At 38.1% G+C, this 20,756-nt stretch carries 9 protein-coding genes, 3 pseudogenes and 1 other annotated feature; of the genes and pseudogenes, 8 read left to right on the top strand and 4 right to left on the bottom strand.

The annotated features are described in order from the left end of the window. Window positions 1–146 precede the first annotated feature (146 nt). From PYW34_RS11235 to PYW34_RS11225, 3 genes are all read left to right on the top strand, one after another. Complete coding sequence (locus PYW34_RS11235) at window positions 147–2,165, top strand: LysM peptidoglycan-binding domain-containing protein (RefSeq protein ID WP_002301403.1); 2,019 nt, start codon at window positions 147–149, stop codon at window positions 2,163–2,165. 69 nt (window positions 2,166–2,234) lie between these two features. Further along, window positions 2,235–2,441: a binding site (T-box leader), on the top strand. Window positions 2,442–2,591: 150 nt separating this feature from the next. After that, window positions 2,592–5,006, top strand: coding sequence for a leucine--tRNA ligase (gene leuS / locus PYW34_RS11230; RefSeq protein ID WP_002285916.1), 2,415 nt, complete (start codon window positions 2,592–2,594; stop codon window positions 5,004–5,006). Window positions 5,007–5,353: 347 nt separating this feature from the next. Next, window positions 5,354–6,907: a WD40/YVTN/BNR-like repeat-containing protein gene (locus PYW34_RS11225; protein ID WP_002285917.1), complete on the top strand. Its 1,554-nt coding sequence runs from the start codon at window positions 5,354–5,356 to the stop codon at window positions 6,905–6,907. A gap of 380 nt (window positions 6,908–7,287) precedes the next feature. Here the strand turns inward: PYW34_RS11225 and PYW34_RS11220 are convergent, their stop codons facing one another. Next, window positions 7,288–9,072 carry an ABC transporter ATP-binding protein gene (locus PYW34_RS11220; RefSeq protein WP_002333183.1) on the bottom strand — a complete coding sequence of 595 codons (1,785 nt, stop codon included), beginning with the start codon at window positions 9,070–9,072 and terminating at the stop codon, window positions 7,288–7,290. A 14-nt stretch (window positions 9,073–9,086) separates the two neighbouring features. Then, window positions 9,087–10,808, bottom strand: coding sequence for an ABC transporter ATP-binding protein (locus tag PYW34_RS11215; RefSeq protein ID WP_002285920.1), 1,722 nt, complete (start codon window positions 10,806–10,808; stop codon window positions 9,087–9,089). 99 nt (window positions 10,809–10,907) lie between these two features. Between PYW34_RS11215 and PYW34_RS11210 the strand changes: the two genes are divergently transcribed. The 4 genes and pseudogenes from PYW34_RS11210 to PYW34_RS11195 all read left to right on the top strand — a co-directional run. Next, complete coding sequence (locus PYW34_RS11210; protein ID WP_002285922.1) at window positions 10,908–11,669, top strand: MerR family transcriptional regulator; 762 nt, start codon at window positions 10,908–10,910, stop codon at window positions 11,667–11,669. 941 nt (window positions 11,670–12,610) lie between these two features. After that, window positions 12,611–12,904, top strand: a pseudogene (locus tag PYW34_RS11205) (IS607 family transposase); the annotation flags it as partial. Window positions 12,905–13,575: 671 nt separating this feature from the next. Then, a complete protein-coding gene (locus PYW34_RS11200; protein WP_016249808.1) occupies window positions 13,576–16,647 on the top strand; it encodes an MSCRAMM family protein in 3,072 nt (1,023 codons plus the stop codon). Between the two features lie 2 nt (window positions 16,648–16,649). Beyond that, window positions 16,650–17,813, top strand: a pseudogene (locus PYW34_RS11195) (MSCRAMM family protein); the annotation flags it as partial. A 352-nt stretch (window positions 17,814–18,165) separates the two neighbouring features. On the opposite strand, the pseudogene PYW34_RS11190 reads toward PYW34_RS11195, so the two are convergent. Next, window positions 18,166–19,014 (bottom strand): annotated as a pseudogene (locus PYW34_RS11190) (transposase); the annotation flags it as partial. Window positions 19,015–19,166: 152 nt separating this feature from the next. Here PYW34_RS11190 and PYW34_RS11185 point away from each other — a divergent pair. Then, a complete protein-coding gene (locus tag PYW34_RS11185; RefSeq protein WP_002321621.1) occupies window positions 19,167–20,279 on the top strand; it encodes an FUSC family protein in 1,113 nt (370 codons plus the stop codon). A 77-nt stretch (window positions 20,280–20,356) separates the two neighbouring features. Here PYW34_RS11185 and PYW34_RS11180 read toward each other — a convergent pair whose 3' ends face one another. After that, window positions 20,357–20,650 carry an antibiotic biosynthesis monooxygenase family protein gene (locus tag PYW34_RS11180; RefSeq protein ID WP_002285944.1) on the bottom strand — a complete coding sequence of 98 codons (294 nt, stop codon included), beginning with the start codon at window positions 20,648–20,650 and terminating at the stop codon, window positions 20,357–20,359. Window positions 20,651–20,756: the final 106 nt, after the last annotated feature.

The following is a 20,756-nucleotide window of genomic DNA, read 5'->3' as shown; positions in this document are numbered from 1 at the left end:
AGAACTTGAAAATGAACAGAAGTTGTTCATTACGGTAAATTACAATATGATTACAAAAAACAACAAAGCTCTTAAATAACTTTTAATAAATATTAAGAGAAGTTATAATTATTAATAATAGATAAATTGAAGTTGGAGGATAGAAGATGGAAAACATTGCAAGAAAAGAACGGAGACGTTTAGAACAGACCAAACGTTTTCGAAAAGCAAAACGAGGGGCAGCAATCGTGGGAACTGCGATGGTAGGCTGTTCTGTCGCTGCCCCATTAGTACAGCCGGTTCCTGTTCAAGCGGATGAAACACCTGTTCAGTTCGGCGCAAGAATCAATACAGCGGCATTTATCACAGAAATTGCTACTTATGCTCAACCAATCGCTCAAGCCAACGATCTATATGCATCAGTGATGATCGCACAAGCAGTTGTAGAAAGCGGTTGGGGCAGTAGTGCGTTATCTCAAGCACCTTATTATAATCTTTTTGGGATAAAAGGCAGCTATCAAGGACAAACCGTCTACATGGATACGCTTGAATTTTTAAATAATCAATGGGTAAATAAAAAGGAGCCTTTCCGACAATATCCTTCTTTTGCTGAATCTTTCAATGACAATGCCTATGTACTTAGAAATACTTCATTTGGCAACGGTTATTACTATGCCGGTACTTGGAAGAGCAACACGAAATCCTATACAGATGCGACAGCTTGTTTGACAGGGCGTTATGCGACTGATCCTGGTTACGCAGGCAAATTAAATAATATCATCGCAACTTACGGATTGACCCAATATGATACACCAGCTAGCGGAAACGCAGGCGGTGGAGCGACTACAGGTGGCAATAATACTGGAAGTGCAGGTAGTACTGGCGGTTCAAGCAATTCTGGTAATACAAACTCAGGTTCAGCAACTTCGACCACTTATACTGTCCAATCTGGTGATTCTGTTTGGGGAATCTCAAATAAATTCGGTATCACAATGGATCAATTGATCCAATGGAACAACATCCAAAACAATTTCATTTATCCAGGACAAAAACTGACAATCAAAGGTAGCCAGGAAAATGGCTCTTCGACGAATAATTCCGGTAACAATACCAATTCTTCAGGAAATGCTGGTACATCAAACGGAGGACAAACAACTGGTGCGAAATACACTGTTCAATCTGGTGATTCTGTTTGGAAGATCTCAAATGATCACGGAATTACGATGGCTCAATTGATTGAATGGAACAATATCAAGAACAATTTCGTTTATCCAGGACAACAGCTAATCGTATCAAATGGCGGTTCTTCTAATGCTGGAGCAAATACTGGCTCAAATACTGGGAATACAAGTGGCTCTAGTTCGTCCAGCTCAAGTTCTTCTAATACAGCTTCAGGAACGAAATATACAGTTAAAGCCGGAGACTCTGTTTGGAGCGTCTCAAATAAATACGGAATTACGATGGCTCAGCTAATCCAATGGAACAATATCCAAAATAACTTTATCTACCCAGGACAACAACTGACTGTTTCAAACAGTGGATCAACAAACAGCACGTCAGGTAATACAGGTTCGTCAACCAATACAAATAACAGCAGTTCAGTTAATACTGGCAGCAGTTCGTCTCAAGGCACTTATACCGTGAAAGCAGGTGAATCTGTTTGGAGCGTGGCAAATAAAAACGGCATCACGATGGATCAGTTAATCGAATGGAATAATATCAAAAACAACTTCATTTATCCAGGACAGCAATTGATCGTTAAAGGTGGAACTTCGGCAAATACAAATACAGGTTCAACTACTTCTGCAGCGAAACCAAATACACCGAATACGTCTGCTACGACAAGTACATCATCCACTGGTAATACGATGTATACCGTGAAAGCGGGCGAGTCAGTTTGGAGCGTAGCGAACAAACATCATATCACGATGGATCAGTTAATCGAATGGAATAATATCAAAAATAATTTCATCTATCCAGGACAGCAAGTGATTGTGAAGAAAGGTTCATCTCAATCAACAAACCAACAATCAGTTACTGGTTCGAAAACCTATACTGTGAAATCTGGAGAATCTGTTTGGAGTGTTGCTGACAGTCATGGAATTACAATGGCTCAACTAATCGAATGGAACAATATTAAGAACAACTTTATTTATCCAGGTCAAACGTTGATTGTAGCTAAATAAAATAGCTGTTCGAAGAAATAACGATTGAATTCCACAAAAATATTTGTTACTATAAGGCTACTTAAATATGACAACACTTGAAAAGGAAGTAGTAAAAAGACTGAAGTTTCAGAGAGCGCATGGCTGGTGAGAATGTGCACGGATGCTTTTGAACTCGCCTTTGAGTTGCCCTTGCTGAATACCCGAGTAAGCAAGCGGCGGTGACGGCCGTTACAACGTTCGAGGCCTTTTCACTAAGGTAAAATTAGGTGGTACCGCGTAGATTACGTCCTATAAAAAGAGCAATCTTTTTATAGGATTTTTTTATTTCTTTTGTGAAGTTTGAGAAAACAAAGCAAAAGGAAATAAAAATAAACAGATTCTGCCGGTTTTTTCGTTATATTTATAATAGAAACAAGTGTTTTCAATAGAACAGGAGGACAGCAAATGAGTTACAATCATAAAGAAATTGAGAAAAAATGGCAAAAATACTGGGCAAAAACGAATACTTTCAACACCCATGATGATCCTGAAAAGCCAAAATTTTACGCACTGGATATGTTTCCCTATCCATCCGGTCAAGGGCTACATGTAGGGCATCCTGAAGGTTATACGGCAACGGATATCCTTTCACGTGTGAAAAGAAGTCAAGGATACAACGTGCTGCATCCAATGGGGTGGGATGCATTCGGTCTGCCTGCTGAACAATATGCGCTAGATACAGGAAACGATCCAGCTGAGTTTACCCAAAAAAATATCGAAACATTCCGACGGCAAATCAATTCTTTAGGATTTAGTTATGACTGGAATCGCGAAGTGAATACAACTGATCCGGAGTATTATAAATGGACACAATGGATCTTTACGAAGCTTTATGAAAAAGGTCTAGCTTATGAAGCAGAAGTAGCGGTAAACTGGGTACCTGAATTAGGAACAGTTATTTCAAATGAAGAAGTGATCGATGGGAAAAGTGAACGTGGTGGCTATGATGTAGTCAGAAAACCAATGCGCCAATGGATGCTGAAAATCACTGCTTATGCTGATCGCTTATTGGATGATCTAGAATTAGTTGATTGGCCAGAAAGCATTAAAGAAATGCAAAGAAATTGGATCGGTCGTTCAGTAGGAGCAAATATTGAATTTAAAGTGGCTGGTACGGATAAATCCTATACCGTATTTACGACACGACCAGATACTCTATTCGGTGCAACTTACTCGGTTCTTGCACCTGAACTAGATCTTGTTAGAGAAATTACGACCCCTGAACAAAAAGCTGCTGTAGAAGCTTATATCGAAGAGACAGCTAAAAAATCAGATCTAAAGAGAACGGATCTTGCAAAAGAAAAAACAGGAGTATTTACTGGTGCTTATGCAATCAATCCAGTTAATGGCAAGGAAATCCCAATCTGGATCGCCGATTATGTATTATCTTCATACGGCACAGGAGCCATCATGGCTGTTCCAGCACATGATGAACGTGACTTTGAATTCGCTCAAACTTTCGGACTAGAAATTCTTCCAGTTATCGAAGGTGGAGATGTTGAAAAAGCTGCTTACACAGAAGATGGTACGCACATCAACTCTGAATTTCTAGACGGCATGAACAAACAAGAAGCAATCGATAAAATGAATGAATGGCTAGAAGAAAATGGCGTAGGGAAAAAAGAAGTCAGCTATCGCTTACGTGACTGGCTATTCTCCCGTCAACGTTACTGGGGTGAACCAATCCCAATCATCCATTGGGAGGACGGAACAGTCACAGCTGTCCCAGAAGAAGAGCTACCATTACGGTTGCCTAAGACAAAAAACATCAAGCCAAGCGGTACTGGAGAATCTCCATTAGCAAATATCGAGGAGTGGGTCAATGTCGTTGATCCTGTAACAGGTAAAAAAGGCCGTCGCGAAACGAATACAATGCCACAATGGGCAGGAAGCTCATGGTATTACCTGCGTTATATCGACCCTCATAACAAAAAAGAACTAGCAGATTATGAAAAGTTGAAGCGTTGGCTACCAGTTGACATCTACATTGGTGGAGCAGAACATGCGGTACTTCATTTACTATATGCACGATTCTGGCATAAATTCTTATACGATATCGGTGTTGTTCCTACAAAAGAACCATTCCAAAAACTATACAATCAAGGAATGATCTTAGGCGAAAACAACGAAAAAATGTCAAAATCTCGTGGTAATGTAGTCAATCCTGATGATGTGGTCGAAACTTACGGTGCAGATACACTGCGCATGTACGAAATGTTCATGGGGCCATTAGATGCTTCGATTGCTTGGAGCGAAAATGGCTTAGAAGGAAGCCGTAAATTCTTGGATCGTGTATGGCGTTTGATCGTTGATGAGAACAATAAAATGCGTGACCGTATCACTACATTGAATGATGGCAAGCTTGATAAAGTGTATCATCAAACAGTGAAAAAAGTGACAGAAGACTATGAAAATCTTCATTTCAATACAGCAATCTCCCAATTGATGGTCTTTATCAATGAAGCCTATAAAGTGGACGCTCTGCCTTATGAATATATCGAAGGATTTGTTCAACTACTCGCACCGATTGCTCCTCACATGGGTGAAGAACTATGGGCAATCCTTGGAAATGATGGTGGTATTTCTTACGCACCATGGCCAACATACGATGAAGCAGCACTTGTTGAAGACGAAGTAGAAGTTGTTTTCCAAGTAAACGGTAAAGTTCGTGCGAAAAGCAATGTTCCCCGAGACTTAGGAAAAGATGAGCTAGAAAAAGCAGCATTAGCCAATGAAATAGTGCAAGAATATATTGAAGGCAAAACAGTCAGAAAAGTTATTGCGGTACCAAACAAGTTAGTCAATATCGTTGCTAATTAATTGGCTCTTTGTCAATAAGGACTGATGAGTTGTGCAAAATCAAATCTGGGCCAGAATGAACTTCATTCTGTCTCAGATTTTTTGTTATTTCAAATTGATTAATTGATTGATCAAAAAGGTTTTGATTTTCATGTTCTCAAACACGTTCAATGTCTTTTTCTTCTGAATGGTCTTGTAAGAGATCTCTGTAATCATCAAATTTTTGTCTATTAATCTTAGTATTTTTTGATGTATAAACTACCTGAAATTGAGAGTACATACCAAATTCATAAATTTTTTATTAGTGGGACTAGTGATTGTATGGATTTTGACGCATAATGAATGAAGTATGAGAAAAGGAGAGACAAATGGATCAAGAACTATTTATTATCGAAGTATTATCAGCTAAACAAAAAATTATCGAGAAAGCGAAAAAAAGAGCGAAAAGAATAATGTTCAAGCTTTTAAGCTTAGTATTTTTCTCTGGTTTGCTTTTTTTCGGAGCTGTATCGTTCCTATATCGCCATATGAGTGCAGTAGTCCGTTCAGCTGAAGGGATGCAAAAATTAAATAATTTGTATCACTTTTCGTGGGGAGTTGGCGGAATAACAATTGTTGTGCTTATTGTTTTTCTTCTACTTATTTGGCTCCGTTACCATCAATTGTCGCGTCATTTCGATCAATGGCTTAGTCAAAGAGCACAACAGTTTTTACATAATAAACCAACTTCTCAAGATGATGACTATCTTTATTTTGAGAAGACTTCGACGAGTCAAGCTTTTCGGATACAAAAAAGTGATTGCCAGTTATTGCTGAGATCACTTGATGATTTACCTATCTACTTAGGCGAAAGCAAATCAAAATTCGGAATGAACACATTCCATATTTTTTTACTAGAAAACGAACCCAGATGGGAAAAAAGCCAGTCTTCGCCTGGTGGATACCTGACAACTAAGATGAGTACATTAGTCACTGGTTTTTTCCTCATTCTTTTAGCTGGAACAATCTATTATGGGAGATACACTCAGCCAAAAATGTCTTCTCATATAAATGCTGCTTCTCACATGACAATGAACTCAACTAACGATACGCATATACAAAAGACAAATGAAGGGTTGTTAGCTGATCCTAAGCAAAAGGTAAATTTGACAACACAAAAGATAAATGATCTCAAACTTGATACAGAGACGCACTCTCTCTATATGACAACAGATAGTGGTGCTAATTGGGTATTTGTGCCGATTGATTCGCAATGGTTGCGTTTTGGCGAATACACCCTGACAACGGGGCTGATTCCTGAAGGTTATTGGATGGACAACACATATGATATTTCCGCCGATTTCTCATGGTTTATCTATTCTTCTGGGGATGATGTACGTCTGCTGACTTCAAGAGATAATGGTAAAACATGGCAAACGTCTATTATCACCCAATCAGTTCAGCCGATACGTTATCGAAAAGCGGTATTTTATGGCAACGATGGTCTATTTATCTGTACATCAGCCAGTGGGATGTCTGCAGAAACTTTGTACATTTACACTACTATGGATGGCGGAATCACTTGGATAAAAAGTGGAAGTACAATGATCAATCAGCCAGTACAAAATGTCAGCTTCGTTACAACTTCTTTAGGTTTTGTTTCGACACGTGAAAGTTTGTTTTATACAAACAACGGAGGACGCTCATTCAAAGAATCAGTTCTGTCGATTCCGGAAAACTATCAGACAGGGGGGATAGATCTTTTTCAATCACCAAATGAAGTTACTCAAATAAGCGCGAATACGTTAGAGACAAAATTTTATTTGTTGAAAAAAGGACCAATCGATGCAGGGAAAATGTTTGCCTGCCTCTTCCGTTCAACTGATAACGGGGAAACATGGCAATTCGTTCAGCAACTATCGCAAGTAGAACAAGGAGATTAAAGAAGAGAGATTGTGAGCCTGACGTTCAGCACCGAGTCACAAGAAACAAATTCAAAAAACAGCTTCTCATATTTGTTGAATAGTGTAACTCGTGATTCGGAGTTGACAAGAGCAACAAGAAGCGATTTTGAAGTATAGCTTCTCGTATTTTACAAGATCGTGTCTTATTGCCGATAGGTTGTCTCTTGAACACCGTTTATTCGTAAAAAGGGATTGTGACAAGTCTTTTGTCACTACTTACCGAACGAAACTGAAGGAGCTATCCAAAAAGTATCATTAGTATTATTCTTTGTGTTTCTAGTGGCACCACTAGTACATTTAAAAAAGCTATCGATCATGGACTAATCATACATGATCGATAGCTTTTTAGATAATGTTTGTTACGCTATCTGAAATTGACTATTATAAAGACTGGCATAAAGCGTTGGTGATTGGAGTAGTTCAGAATGTGTTCCTTTTTCGACGATATCGCCATTCTTCATTACAAGGATCATGTCTGCATTTTCAATCGTTGACAAACGGTGTGCAATCACAAAACTTGTCCTATCTTTTGTCACAGCTTCCATTGCTTGCTGAATCAATGCTTCTGTTCGTGTATCTACGCTAGAAGTTGCTTCATCTAAAATAACGACAGGAGGATTCGCTAGAATGACTCGAGCAATTGTCAATAATTGTTGCTGTCCTTGAGATAACGTGCCGTTTTCGCTAGAAATGATCGTATCATATCCGTCTGGCAGTGTTCGAATAAAGTGATCACATTGTGCGATTTCAGCCGCTTCGATAATTTGTTCTCTTGTGGCATCCATTTTCCCGTAGGCGATATTATCAGCTACCGTTCCTTCAAACAGCCAGGTATTTTGTAAAACCATCCCAAAAGAACGACGTAGTTCTCCACGTGAAAGCTTGGTAATATCAAGACCGTCGAATTCGATCTTTCCTTTATTCAGTTCATAAAAACGCATCAGCAGATTGACTAAAGTCGTTTTTCCTGCACCAGTTGGACCAACGATCGCTACCGTTTGTTTTGGCTTTACTGAAAAATCGACTTGATTCATCAATATTTTATCTGATGTGTAACCAAACTGTACATTTTTGAAAGCTATTTTTCCTTTCGGTTGTTCTAAAAGTCTTGCATCTGGAAGGTCTGGAATTTCATCTGTTTCATCTAATATCTCAAATATCCTATCGATTGCTGCCATTGCGGATTGGATCGAGTTGATCACATAAGAAGCGGTAGAAATTGGTTCAGAAATCTGATTGATGTACTGAAGATAAGCTTGTAAGAAGCCGATCGTCACACCACCTGATAGAACAAGCATAGCACCGAATACCGCACTTATGATGAAGGCGAGTTGATTAATGAAACGAATGGCCGGATAGATAGCAAAGTTCATAAATTGAGCACGTTTAAAAGCGTTGTATTGCTTTTTATTTACTTCGTGTATAGCAGCTTCTGCATGAGCTTGCTGATTGAATGTTTTGACCACTAGATTACCAGCTAAGATTTCTTCCATTCGATTATTTAAAACACCCAGTTCATACTGATTATGTTCAGAAATCTGTTTGTTTTTGTTCGCAATCTTAGTTGTAACAATTGAACTGCCAACGATCAGCAATAAGACGAGCAAAGTAAGCTTGCTTTCGATATAAAACAGCATCAGACCAGCAGCAGCTATTGTTACGACAGAAGTAAAAAATTGATTGATACCTGTCAATAACACTTGAGAAAGTTGATTGAGACCGGTAGTTGTCCGACTAATGATGTCACCTACTTGATGATTGTCAAAAAACGACATCGGTAATGTTTTGAATTTTTTTGTGATTTCTTTTCGCACCCTCAATGTGATCTTTTCGCTTAACGCTGCCATTGTCCGTTCCTGAATAAATGAAGTGATGCTGCTTAAGACTGAACAGCCGATCAGCAATAAGACAGGGAACAACAATGCTTGTTTGATATCACTGAAAGAAAGCTGTCCAATACCTGTTTTTCTTATTTCTGATAAGAGATCATCGATCCCGATTCCCATGATCAAGGGCATGGCTACGACTAATAGGTTCCCGAATAAACTGCATAGAAACAATCCGTAAAAATATTTATGTTCAGGTTTGATCATTTTCCAAAAACGTATCAAAGCACGCGTGTTCAACGTTTTTTTCTTTTCCATCGTATCCCTTCTTTCTATATTCCTTGTGATTTTGCAAACTCCTGATAAGTTTGGCAATTAGACAGTAGTTCTTCATGAGTACCTTGTCCAACGATTTTTCCTTCATCTAAAACAATGATGTTATCTGCTTGTTGGATTGTACTGAGGCGTTGAGCAACAATCACGAGAGTTTTCTCCGACATGTGTTTATGAAGGGCTGCTCTTAATGCTGCATCTGTTTTATAGTCTAAAGCGGAGAAACTATCATCGAATACATAGATCTCTGCTGGTTTGATCAACGCTCGAGCAATACATATCCGCTGTTTCTGGCCCCCTGAATAATTAGAACCGCCTTGAGCAACAAAGCTGTCCAATCCGTCAGGAAGGGTGTCCACTAGTTCTTCTAATTGAGCGATCTTGATCGCTTTAGACAACTCTTCTGTTGAGGCATATTCATTTCCCATCTGCAAGTTGCTTAAAATTGTCCCGCTGAATAAGAAAGCCTTCTGAGGGACATAACTGATGTGGGAGCGGATCTGTTCTTGAGTCATTTGAGTAAGAGGAATACCACCAAGGGTTACTTTTCCTATCGTAGGGTCACTAAGTCTCAAGAGAAGTTTCGCCAAACTACTTTTTCCAGATCCGGTCCCGCCAACGATCGCTGTTGTTTTTCCTTTAGGTATTGTGAAATCAATATCTTCTAGAACTGGATCAGAGATTTCAGTATATTTAAATGTGACATGTTCAAAAGCAGCTGCATTTGTCTGATCAAAGGTTGGTTCAGCTACTGTTTTGATCGTCTCTTCCTCAATTTCGATCTCTGCTTGCAGTATTTCTTCTATCCGTCGTAATGAGGCAAACGATTTAGGGATAATGACCAATACCATAGCTGCGATCATCAAGTAAGCAAGTGTCAGCATAGAGTATTCGACTACAGCAGTCACGACACCGATTTGTAATGCTCCTTCTGCTACAAGATTTCCGCCAAACCACAAAATAGAAGCATAAACGATTCCCATGAGCAAAAAAGCAATTGGAGTGACCCAAGCAAATATTCGGTTCACTTTGATCATTTGATTAGCATAGTCAGCAAAGCTCTTATTCGTTCGCTTTTCTTCATATGATTGATTATCAAAGGCACGGATCATATTAATCCCAGTAAAGAATTCTCTCAATGTGATGGTGATCCGATCCATTTTTGGCTGGATACTCAAAGATAAAGGTGCCCCTCGTTTCATCAGTCGATAAACAATCCATACATAAAAAACAACAGAGATCAATGTAACCCATGTTAGTAATAGAGAATAACGAAACATCATGAGAATGGTGAAAACGCAAATAACCGGTGCTGGTAAGATCATTTGGCAAAATAAAACAATCATTTGCTGGACATTATCGACATCATTCGTCATTCTTGTCAAAAGAGATCCAGAACTAAAACGACTGATATCCTTCATTGACAGCTGTTGGAATTTACGGAAATATTTCTCCCGCGTTTGGAATCCAAACCTAGCGGAAGCCAATGCTGAAAAGTAACTAGAGGCAACTGCAGCGATTGTTCCTAGAAACGCTACAAGCAGCATTTCAACTCCAATTTTTTTTATAACTGAGGCTTCGCCACTTGCTATACCTGTGTCGATCAGCTTTGCTACTAATTTTGGTACACCTAATGTACCGGCGATTTGTAAACAGATCATCACAAAGGTAAGGAGAGCGAGTCCTTTGTTTTTCTGTAAGAATGTTTTTAAGATAGACATATTATTCCTCCTTTTTTCCTGATACTTTTCGATTCTATACCTTCAAGTAACTTGAAGGTCAATAGAAAAAAGAATAAACTGAAAAAGAGGTGAGAAAAAATGAAAAAAATGTATACGATTGGCCAAGTATCGGAACTATTTGATTTGCCAAAATCAACGATCCGCTATTGGGATGAACAAGGATTAATCCGTTCAAGTAGACAAGAAGAGAATGATTATCGATTGTTTGATATCGATGATATTTTTATGCTTTATGATATCGTTTTTTATAGAAAATTAGATATACCGATCAAACAGATGAAGAATTTATATGGAAAAACATTGACGGAGTTATATGAGACACTTGATGAAACAGAAAGAAGAATCCATAAAGAACTGGTGGTGATGAAACAAAAACAAAAAGAGATAAGGGAGCGAAAAAAACAGTTGAAATTGATGATCGATACAAACGAGGAAGAATTTCCTGTAGAAGAGATCCCTTTTGACTGTATGATCTCAACGGAGTTTGAAGATATTGTGGAAATCAAAAAATTTCTACCTAACTATTCAAGCTTTGGGATGATGAGTATGCCAGCTTCCAGTTCACAGACGATGTATGGATTTTTTATCGACCCTAGTGAAGTACATTTATTTACTCAAGACGTGATTTGGGAGAAAAAAGATACGGCTGTTTATCGTCGATTCTTATTGAAATCCGAGATGAACCATGCGGAACGTAATAATATTTTAGAAATCAGAGAAAGAATGTATGAAAAAGGATGGAAAACAGGAGAAGTGATCGGCCAGTATCTATTGACGAATACGGATGAAAACAATATCAGAACTGAATATTATCATGCATGGATAGAAATGAAAAAATAGGAAATATGTGTTTAAGATAACTCGAAAATGATGGTTGTTTTAGTTATAAAGAAAAATTTTCTGGTTCGATTACGGGTTTAATGTGGGGGATTATTAGTCGTGGATAGATAGAATTTTAGTTTTTTAGAGGAAATATGTCTTTAAAAATGGAATGGTTGCAATTCTTAGCGATATATACGATGTAATTGTCCTCTTAAAAAAGTATGGAAAAATAATTGTATTGGGTGTTATGTATAATTCATGGTGAACTGAGACTAATGAGAAGAAAAATTCATATTGTTATGAGTGAGATTGTATCAGATGAGAATGATAAATTAAATAGGTGCATAAAAGCATTACACTTAAAATACATTGTTGCTTACATTATTACAATATGTTAATAAGGCAAAAATAAATAGATGGATTGAATAAACATATTTTTTAATCAAATAGTCCCTACTGTGACTTTCCTCAGCTATCGGTGATACTACCGATAGCATTTTTTTGCTTATAAAATAATTATAAGTATTTAGAGATTTTTCTTCTAACATTCTTCAAACAAGAAAAATCACAAAGGTTATTGTTATTTTTATATATTCTTTTTAAGAATGATTATTTTTTTATAGAAATTTTAAAAAATAAAACACGTTATTGATGGATAGTTAGTTTGTTATTTGGTAATATTATAGAAGTTGACTGGTAGTGATTTATTTTTCGTTGTTTTATAAAAATGTTATTTTTTGGAAAAATTCACAAATATGTAACGAATGTTTTTCTGGAATTTGCTGTGTTAAAAAGCAGTATGACTAATATAAATACTATTGTCATTTATGCAATTTTTTATGGATAGTAATTTTAGAGGGGAATCAATGAAGGAAGAATAGAAGGGAAAAATAGTTGCAAATACGCCAGTTAGCAAAAATAGCAATACATCTTCAAGCTTTAAAATTCGAGAGAATCATCTTGGTAGTGGAATCAACTACAACAAAAGGATTAAACCAATTAATAGATAGAATTACCAATGGAAAAATAGAAAAGGTAGTTATTCTATACAAAAGTTGTTTAATTCGCTTCGGTTATGAACTTAGTGAAACCCTTTGCAATATATGGTACAGAATATAGAAATTATTGACATTACAGAAAATGATGAAGATTTAATACAGATTGTCACTATTTGTAGATACCTTTTACAAGGAAACCGAGCCAATAAAGCTAAGAAGATGATTAAGGAGTTGATGGAAGACGATACAAGTTAAGAAAGTAAAACTACGCCCAAATAAAGAGCAAAAAGAGTAATTGGACGTGGAAAATGCAAGAAATGAACCATCGATTCGGTGGACAGTTTATTAGTAATGACGGTTTGAGAACATCCATGACGAGAATGAAGGAACATCCTAAATGCGTTTAGTTGAACCAAGTGCCAAATAATATGGCCAAATAAGCGATCAGTTATCGATGAATCCCAAGTATTCTAAACTATATATTCATTTTGATGCTAAGCATTGATATATTTTTTTGGGATTGATGAAGGTTAACCAATACAGGGACTCACTGATGAAATTCTAGAGTCTGACCTTGGTATCAACGATTTAGTGATTGTTTCTAATGGAAAAGTATAAAAGTATATAAGTACATTAACAAAATAACTATTAGGGTTACGCTCCAGCTTGTGCAAGGCACTGGCAGGAGGAATCGTGAAATCATAATTATGGTTAAGCCACACGGACAACTAAAAGTCATACAAAGCTATCGAATCAATCAACAGAAGACAATCGGCAATCATTAGCTTTGTTTACAGCTTACATTGCAACGCTTGAGTTGAACCGAAAATACGAGGGAGGTAACGCAGCCATTTTGAGTTGGGGAATCTTTTTAGAAAATTATCGGGTACCTTGTTGTTTAGTCAAAATTATAAGGGGGAGTAATAGTGAGGAACAAATTTCATAAACTGTTAAGTATGTTTCTAGTTATGCTTATTGTGATCAATCAATTTGGGAACATAACGGTTCTAGCTGAGTCTTTAGCAGAACAGCCAGAGCGTTCGCTGACGATCGAAGTTGATCAAGAGGAGGCTGCTTTGGGTGAGCAGTTCCAGTTGCGAGTCAGAGGAACACCAGACCTGCTAAATGCATTGGTCATTGATAAGAGTGAGGATTTGATTGAAGGGGAAGTGAAGCAACTCAATGATTACGAACGTCTGATTACTTATTCTTCCCAGCATTCAGGTAAATACGAATTGACCGCAAGAAGCGGTGATATTCAATCAAATACGGTCTCAATAGAAATCAGTGTACCAGAAGAAAGCACAAGTGAGTCTTTTAATGTACCAGAAGAAAGTACAAGTGAATCTTTTAATATACCAGAAGAAAGCTTAAGTGAATCTTTTAATGAAGCCAGATCATCTGAGCCATCTATAACGCAGGAATCTCAGATTGAAAGACAAGAGGAGCTCTTGAATTATGACATCGGCATCTCTGCTGAGCGCCCCACTTTGCCGAGCAGGCATACACAAACGTTAAAGGGATACATTCAAGGAGGCGCTGGCGATATTCTTGAAGAATATGGGGAGATGGTCGTACGAGTTCCTAGAGCATCGATTGGCTTAATTGAGTTCATTAGAGTGGAGGTCGCTGATGATTCACCTTTAAAGCCACTGGCATTTTACCAAGAAGGCACAGACGTTGTTTTTCCATTTACCTTTGATTATGAAGGATTAAATGAAGCCGCTCAGTCGTATACATTCAGTATCACGTTTGAAGTTGCTTTCTTTCAATCAGGCGGTACTGAGCCAAATAATGACTTTCAAGTGAGTCTTACTTATGCTGAGCGAGCAGCAAACACGGAATTTTCAATTACGCCTATTCCTTCATCAAGACCCATTTTTTCGAAATTATACTATGGCTCTAGAGAAATCGACAGCCAAGGAAATCTTGGGAATCTGCTGATTGACGGGCAAGACGTGACCAACAGTAATAAATTTATTTTGCAGGTAAATTATGAAGGATCACGAAAAGACGGTGTAGTGGTTACCGATGTACTACCGCAAGGAACAACTTTGGCACCGAATCCGACTACATGGAGTTCCACTGGAAATAGAGAACCTATTTCAGGTGGGGTTCGGATCGCAGAAGTAACGAATCCAGGTGAAGCAAACGTTAGAACTCATTATGTTTCCGAGGAATTTGTGGACAAAGTATCTTTTAATAAGGAAACGAATACACTTGTTGTGGACTTTGGTAATCTAGCAGAGGGTCAATCGTATTTTATTGAATATGCTCTTGAAGTGACCGATGTCGACTTGTTCAATGAAGGAAGACAAGAGGATGGGTTTTCTCGGAATCGAGCGAGTATGACCTACAATAATCAGGTAATGAGCCGAGACTACCGCTTGAGAATCCCTGAAAGTAATCTTCCGGCAATCTCTTTAAGAAAAAGTGTGGACAAAAATGTTATCAATCTCAATGAAAATGAACTAACGTATACTCTGCATGTCTCGATGTTTTCTGGAACAAGCAATACGCTTGTTATTGAAGATGTTTTGGAAGAAGGCATGGAATTTGTGTCATTTCTATCAGATATTCCCTCTTTCATTGATGCCGAAGTCAATAATGGAATAGTTCGTTTCAGTGCGAATAATACGATTGGTGGTCCGACAAGTTTTACCCTCTCTTTTAAGGTCAATGTAGAGGCGTATGCGGTCGGCGATCAAATTTTAAACTTTGCAACGCTTGTGAATAGTGACAATCGATTGAATACGAGTACTGTAAGAACAAGGAAAATCGATGGGCGTATTAAAGTAATTAAAACTGATGAGAATGGCCAAAGGCTGGCAGGAGCAAAATTTGAAATTTTATCAAGCGATTCACAAGTGATACAAGAAGGTATAACGGCAGAAAACGGAGAATTTTTAAGTGAACCGCTTCCTGTAGGTAGCTATCAAGTCCGAGAAACAGAAGCACCGGAAGGGTATCTTTTAGATGCGACGGTACATGATGTTTTTATAAATGAATACTCCATAGAAGAAGTGACGTTAACCATTGAAAACATCCTTGATACGGGTGGTGTTGAACTAATTAAACATGCTGAAGGCAGTGGTGAAGTCCTTCAAGGAGCTGTTTTTGAGTTACAGAACCGAGAAGGAGAAACGCTACAAACCGGTTTAACTACAGGAGAAGATGGAAAACTGGCAATTGACGGTTTAGCACCAGGAGCATATCAGCTGGTAGAAACTCAAGCGCCAATAGGGTATGAATTAGATGCGACACCAATCGAGTTTGAGATCGAAAGAAGTCAGACAGCGGTGGTAGAATTGACGAAAGAAAACCGACTTACACCAGGCGGTGTCGTGTTGACAAAGATCGATGACCAAAGCGGGGAAATCCTGCAAGGAGCTGTTTTTGAGTTACAGAACCGAGAAGGAGAAACGCTACAAACCGGTCTAACTACAGGAGAAGATGGAAAACTGGCAATTGACGGTTTAGCACCAGGAACATATCAGCTGGTAGAAACCCAAGCGCCAATAGGGTATGAATTAGATGCGACACCAATCGAGTTTGAGATCGAAAGAAGTCAGACAGCGGTGGTAGAATTGACGAAAGAAAACCGACTTACACCAGGCGGTGTCGTGTTGACAAAGATCGATGACCAAAGCGGGGAAATCCTGCAAGGAGCTGTTTTTGAGTTACAGAACCGAGAAGGAGAAACGCTACAAACCGGTCTAACTACAGGAGAAGATGGAAAACTGGCAATTGACGGTTTAGCACCAGGAGCATATCAGCTGGTAGAAACTCAAGCGCCAATAGGGTATGAATTAGATGCGACACCAATCGAGTTTGAGATCGAAAGAAGTCAGACAGCGGTGGTAGAATTAACGAAAGAAAACCGACTTACACCAGGCGGTGTCGTGTTGACAAAGATCGATGACCAAAGCGGGGAAATCCTGCAGGAGCTGTTTTTGAGTTACAGAACCGAGAAGGAGAAACGCTACAAACCGGTCTAACTACAGGAGAAGATGGAAAACTGGCAATTGACGGTTTAGCACCAGGAGCATATCAGCTGGTAGAAACTCAAGCGCCAATAGGGTATGAATTAGATGCGACACCAATCGAGTTTGAGATCGAAAGAAGTCAGACAGCGGTGGTAGAATTGACGAAAGAAAACCGACTTACACCAGGCGGTGTCGTGTTGACAAAGATCGATGACCAAAGCGGGGAAATCCTGCAAGGAGCTGTTTTTGAGTTACAGAACCGAGAAGGAGAAACGCTACAAACCGGTCTAACTACAGGAGAAGATGGAAAACTGGCAATTGACGGTTTAGCACCAGGAGCATATCAGCTGGTAGAAACTCAAGCGCCAACGGGGTATGAATTAGATGCGACACCGATCGAGTTTGAGATCGAAAGAAGTCAGACAGCGGTGGTAGAATTGACGAAAGCAAACCGACTTACACCAGGCGGTGTCGTGTTGACAAAGATCGATGACCAAAGCGGGGAAGTCCTGCAAGGAGCTGTTTTTGAGTTACAAGATGCCAATGGAACCGTTCTGCAGTCAGGTCTAACCACAGGAGCAGATGGAAAACTGGCGATTGACGGCTTAGCACCAGGAGTGTATCAGCTGGTAGAAACCCAAGCGCCAACGGGGTATGAATTGGATGCGACACCAATCGAGTTTGAGATCGAAAGAAGTCAGACAGCGGTGGTAGAATTGACGAAAGAAAATCGACTTACACCAGGCGGTGTCGTGTTGACAAAGATCGATGACCAAAGCGGAGAAGTCCTGCAAGGAGCTGTTTTTGAGTTACAAGATGCCAATGGAACCGTTCTGCAGTCAGGTCTAACCACAGGAGCAGATGGAAAACTGGCGATAGATGGCTTAGCACCAGGAGCATATCAGCTGGTAGAAACTCAAGCGCCAACGGGGTATGAATTGGATGCGACACCAGTAACTTTCAAGATCGAAAAAGAACAAGAAGTGGCGATCTTTTTAACAAAAGAGAATAGAAAAGTTGCTGATAGCTCAGATATAAGAGGAAACAATCCAACAAGCAGTGGAAATAAGCATCTTCCAAAAACTGGAGAAACCATCATTAGCCAGTTTATATTGTCAATATTGGGTGTGCTACTTGTTTTCATCAGTATAAAATTTAGAAAGAAACGAAATATATGAGCTAAAATAAAAAATTGAATAAGCATAGTTTTTAAAATCAACTAGTACCCATCAATTGAATGGAAACTACCGATTTTAGAAGGGGTATACAAACAAATATTAGTATCGGAGTAGAGAAGGTTGAACCCAACCAGTAAATAAGTAAAGACAATTTTGTGCTGCGTTGAGAAGTGAAAAATAAACCTTTGTAGTAATACTAGTTAATAAAAAATATACAAAAACACTGCGAAAATCATTCTTGAGTTTCGCAGTGTTTTTTGCCTAATGACTCAAGTTTATTGGGTAATACTTTGATTTTCTTTCTACAAATAATCAGCGATCAGTTGTAATTTTTTCTCTAGTTTTAATGGCTCTTTGTCAATAAGGAGAAAAACAAGTCGGGTCTTTTGTCTCGGAAAGCTTCAACCAACTCGTGAATAAAGGTTACGCCTCCTTGAAAGGCGTGGAAAAACCAAGTAATCGATCAATCACCAATTTCGCATTTGGTAGAACATGTTTGGTGAGCTGAAAGTAGGTGGCGTTCATGTCTGTAACTAAGAATTCTATTTCTTTAGGATTAGTGCAGCTAAGGAAATAGTTTGTTAATCGAGGAATTTTTTGTGTAGGTAAATTTTCTCGATTAATTTTTCTGTCTCGCCATCCGCGGAAATAAAACTCAGTTTATCCTCAACGGAAACGTGAGAACGAAATTCACAACCCTCAACACTCAAGACAGAATTCTTTTGGAAGACTTTGGTAAATAGCTTCTCAACTCTTTCAATGTGCGAATAACGGTTGTCAAAGATACCTAACAACTTTTCGAAATAAAAAATAACGACACTTTTTCAGTCAGTAAAGAAGTGATTTTATGTCTGACATGATTTGAAATCGAGTGCCTTGGACGGATAAAATAACTTTGAGCGTTCCAATGGCTTCGACAGTTTTTACAGGTATAGCGCTGCTTTTTTAGGCGTATAACCATTGGCATATGATTATATTATTCAAAGTGGACAATGGTTTCCTTCTTCTTGTTTTTCACCACCATTAATTTCCTATTTCCATCTACCACAGCAGAACCACAATTTCTACAGACACATGGAGCAGGGAAGAGAACTGCAGCAACGATCAATGTTTTTTTCTTCTGTAAGGTTTCGTAAGAGACCTCTGTAATCATCAAATTTTTGTCTATTGATCTCAGAATTTTTTTGATAGAACCATTCATAAAGCATATCGTTCTCTCAGTTGTTTATTTTGTGGTGATTTAATCATACAAGAAAACGATATGTTTTTTTATAAAAACATGAATAGGAAAAATAGTTGACAAGAAAATGACAACGCCATATGATGTTCCATAGTATTTACAACCTGTCATAGATGACTGTAAAAAATAAAAGTAAAAAGAAAGGACGACAACAGGTGGATTTTTATCAGTCTCTACAACTAGATCCGTTTATTTTAAAACAAAAAATACGAGAAGCAGCTTCTAAAAAAGAAAAGTGCATGTATATTTGTTCATTGTTTTTACGATCATTATTCATCGTATTGTTTGCCATTTGTTTTATCATTATAATTACAACATTATTTGAATCGAAGCATAAACCATACGCTGTGGTTTTATTCTGTATGTTGATGAGTATTCGTTTTGTTGACTTTGGTTATAAGATTTCCCATTCGATCATAGGTTTAGCAATCGTCATGTTCTCACTATTAGTAGCACCGTATGTCCAGCTGATCAAATGGTCAGTTATGGGCATGTTGATTCATTTTATTTTACTAAGCAGCATATTAATGGCAACCGCTAGTGATCCCAAAATGGGGAATGCTTCTTTGTACGGCTTTTCATATCTCTTTATTGTTTATTCGTTACCTAAAGATTCGTTGAACAAGAATTTCTTTACACAAACAAGTAGCTTATTATTTTTGTTTTTTTGTTGGTTTTCAGTTCTCCTTTACAGAAAACATCGAGAAAAGAACAAAGACAAAAGCTTGTTTAAAGAGATTTTTTTGAAAGGCATGTATTCGCAGGAAAAAATTTGGATGCTCATCTATGCATTTGGCATTAGTCTTTTGATCGTTGCAGGAGAGTATGTCCCTTTTCAGCGATTGATGTGGGCAGGGTTTGCATTTTCTTCTATTGTATCTAGCTATGGATTGATGTCGATTGGTTTCAAAGAACGAGCAGTAGACCGAATCATTGGCTCATTGATTGGATGTGTTTTATTTATTGGTATCAGCCAATTTATTCCTTTTAACTGGGTCGGTATATTAGGTGGTCTAGCTTTAGGTGTTTGTTCTACCTATAGATATAAAACAGTTTTTAATTCTTTTGGTGCTTTGGCAATCACTGCCAGTTTATTCGGGGTTCCAGGAGCAGTAACGATCCGCATTTTTGAGAATATCCTTGGGGTATGTTTAGGAATCATGTATATTGGGGTGACTGAAATACTTATCCGAAAAATAAGAGAAAAACACGGTTTGAATCATTAGATGAGATCGAATAAAAAATAAGGAAAAAGTGAAGATACACATGGATGATAAATTGCTATCATTCCATGTGTATCTTTTTACGGTAAATCAGTGAAACGTTCGACTTTCATTTTTAATTTATACTTTTTACGGAGTTCGTTTATTTGAGCCATCATTTCGGATTTGTGATGCTTTTCGATTGCTTCTTCATCTTTCCAACGGTCGATCAGTAAAAGAGATTCTGGATCTTCTAGTGGAAAGTAATAGTCATATTTCTCGTTTCCTTCTTCTGCACGAATCGCTTTGACAATGTTTCTTTCGACCATTTCTTCTGCAAATTTTCTGGCTTGTCCATTTGTACTTGTATACAAAATATTCACTGTGATACTCACTAAATCCCCTCCTGAAAAAATTCTATCACTAGTATATCACGGTGCCAGAAATTATTATTCAAGATATGATACACATTTTTTCCGCAATGCTACGGAAATATATATT

The organism is Enterococcus faecium (assembly GCF_029023785.1).
In the GTDB taxonomy this organism is placed as follows: domain Bacteria; phylum Bacillota; class Bacilli; order Lactobacillales; family Enterococcaceae; genus Enterococcus_B; species Enterococcus_B faecium.
The sequence above is the reverse complement of the archived record's forward strand: the minus strand, read 5'-3'. Positions and strand labels throughout refer to the sequence as shown.

Bases quoted from the DNA above. Each gene is read 5' to 3' on its own strand.
- PYW34_RS11220 (WP_002333183.1), bottom strand. From the start codon at position 9,072: ATGGAAAAGAAAAAAACGTTGAACACGCGTGCTTTGATACGTTTTTGG.
- leuS (WP_002285916.1), top strand. From the start codon at position 2,592: ATGAGTTACAATCATAAAGAAATTGAGAAAAAATGGCAAAAATACTGG.
- PYW34_RS11185 (WP_002321621.1), top strand. From the start codon at position 19,167: ATGACTGTAAAAAATAAAAGTAAAAAGAAAGGACGACAACAGGTGGAT.
- PYW34_RS11235 (WP_002301403.1), top strand. From the start codon at position 147: ATGGAAAACATTGCAAGAAAAGAACGGAGACGTTTAGAACAGACCAAA.
- PYW34_RS11225 (WP_002285917.1), top strand. From the start codon at position 5,354: ATGGATCAAGAACTATTTATTATCGAAGTATTATCAGCTAAACAAAAA.
- PYW34_RS11215 (WP_002285920.1), bottom strand. From the start codon at position 10,808: ATGTCTATCTTAAAAACATTCTTACAGAAAAACAAAGGACTCGCTCTC.
- PYW34_RS11210 (WP_002285922.1), top strand. From the start codon at position 10,908: ATGAAAAAAATGTATACGATTGGCCAAGTATCGGAACTATTTGATTTG.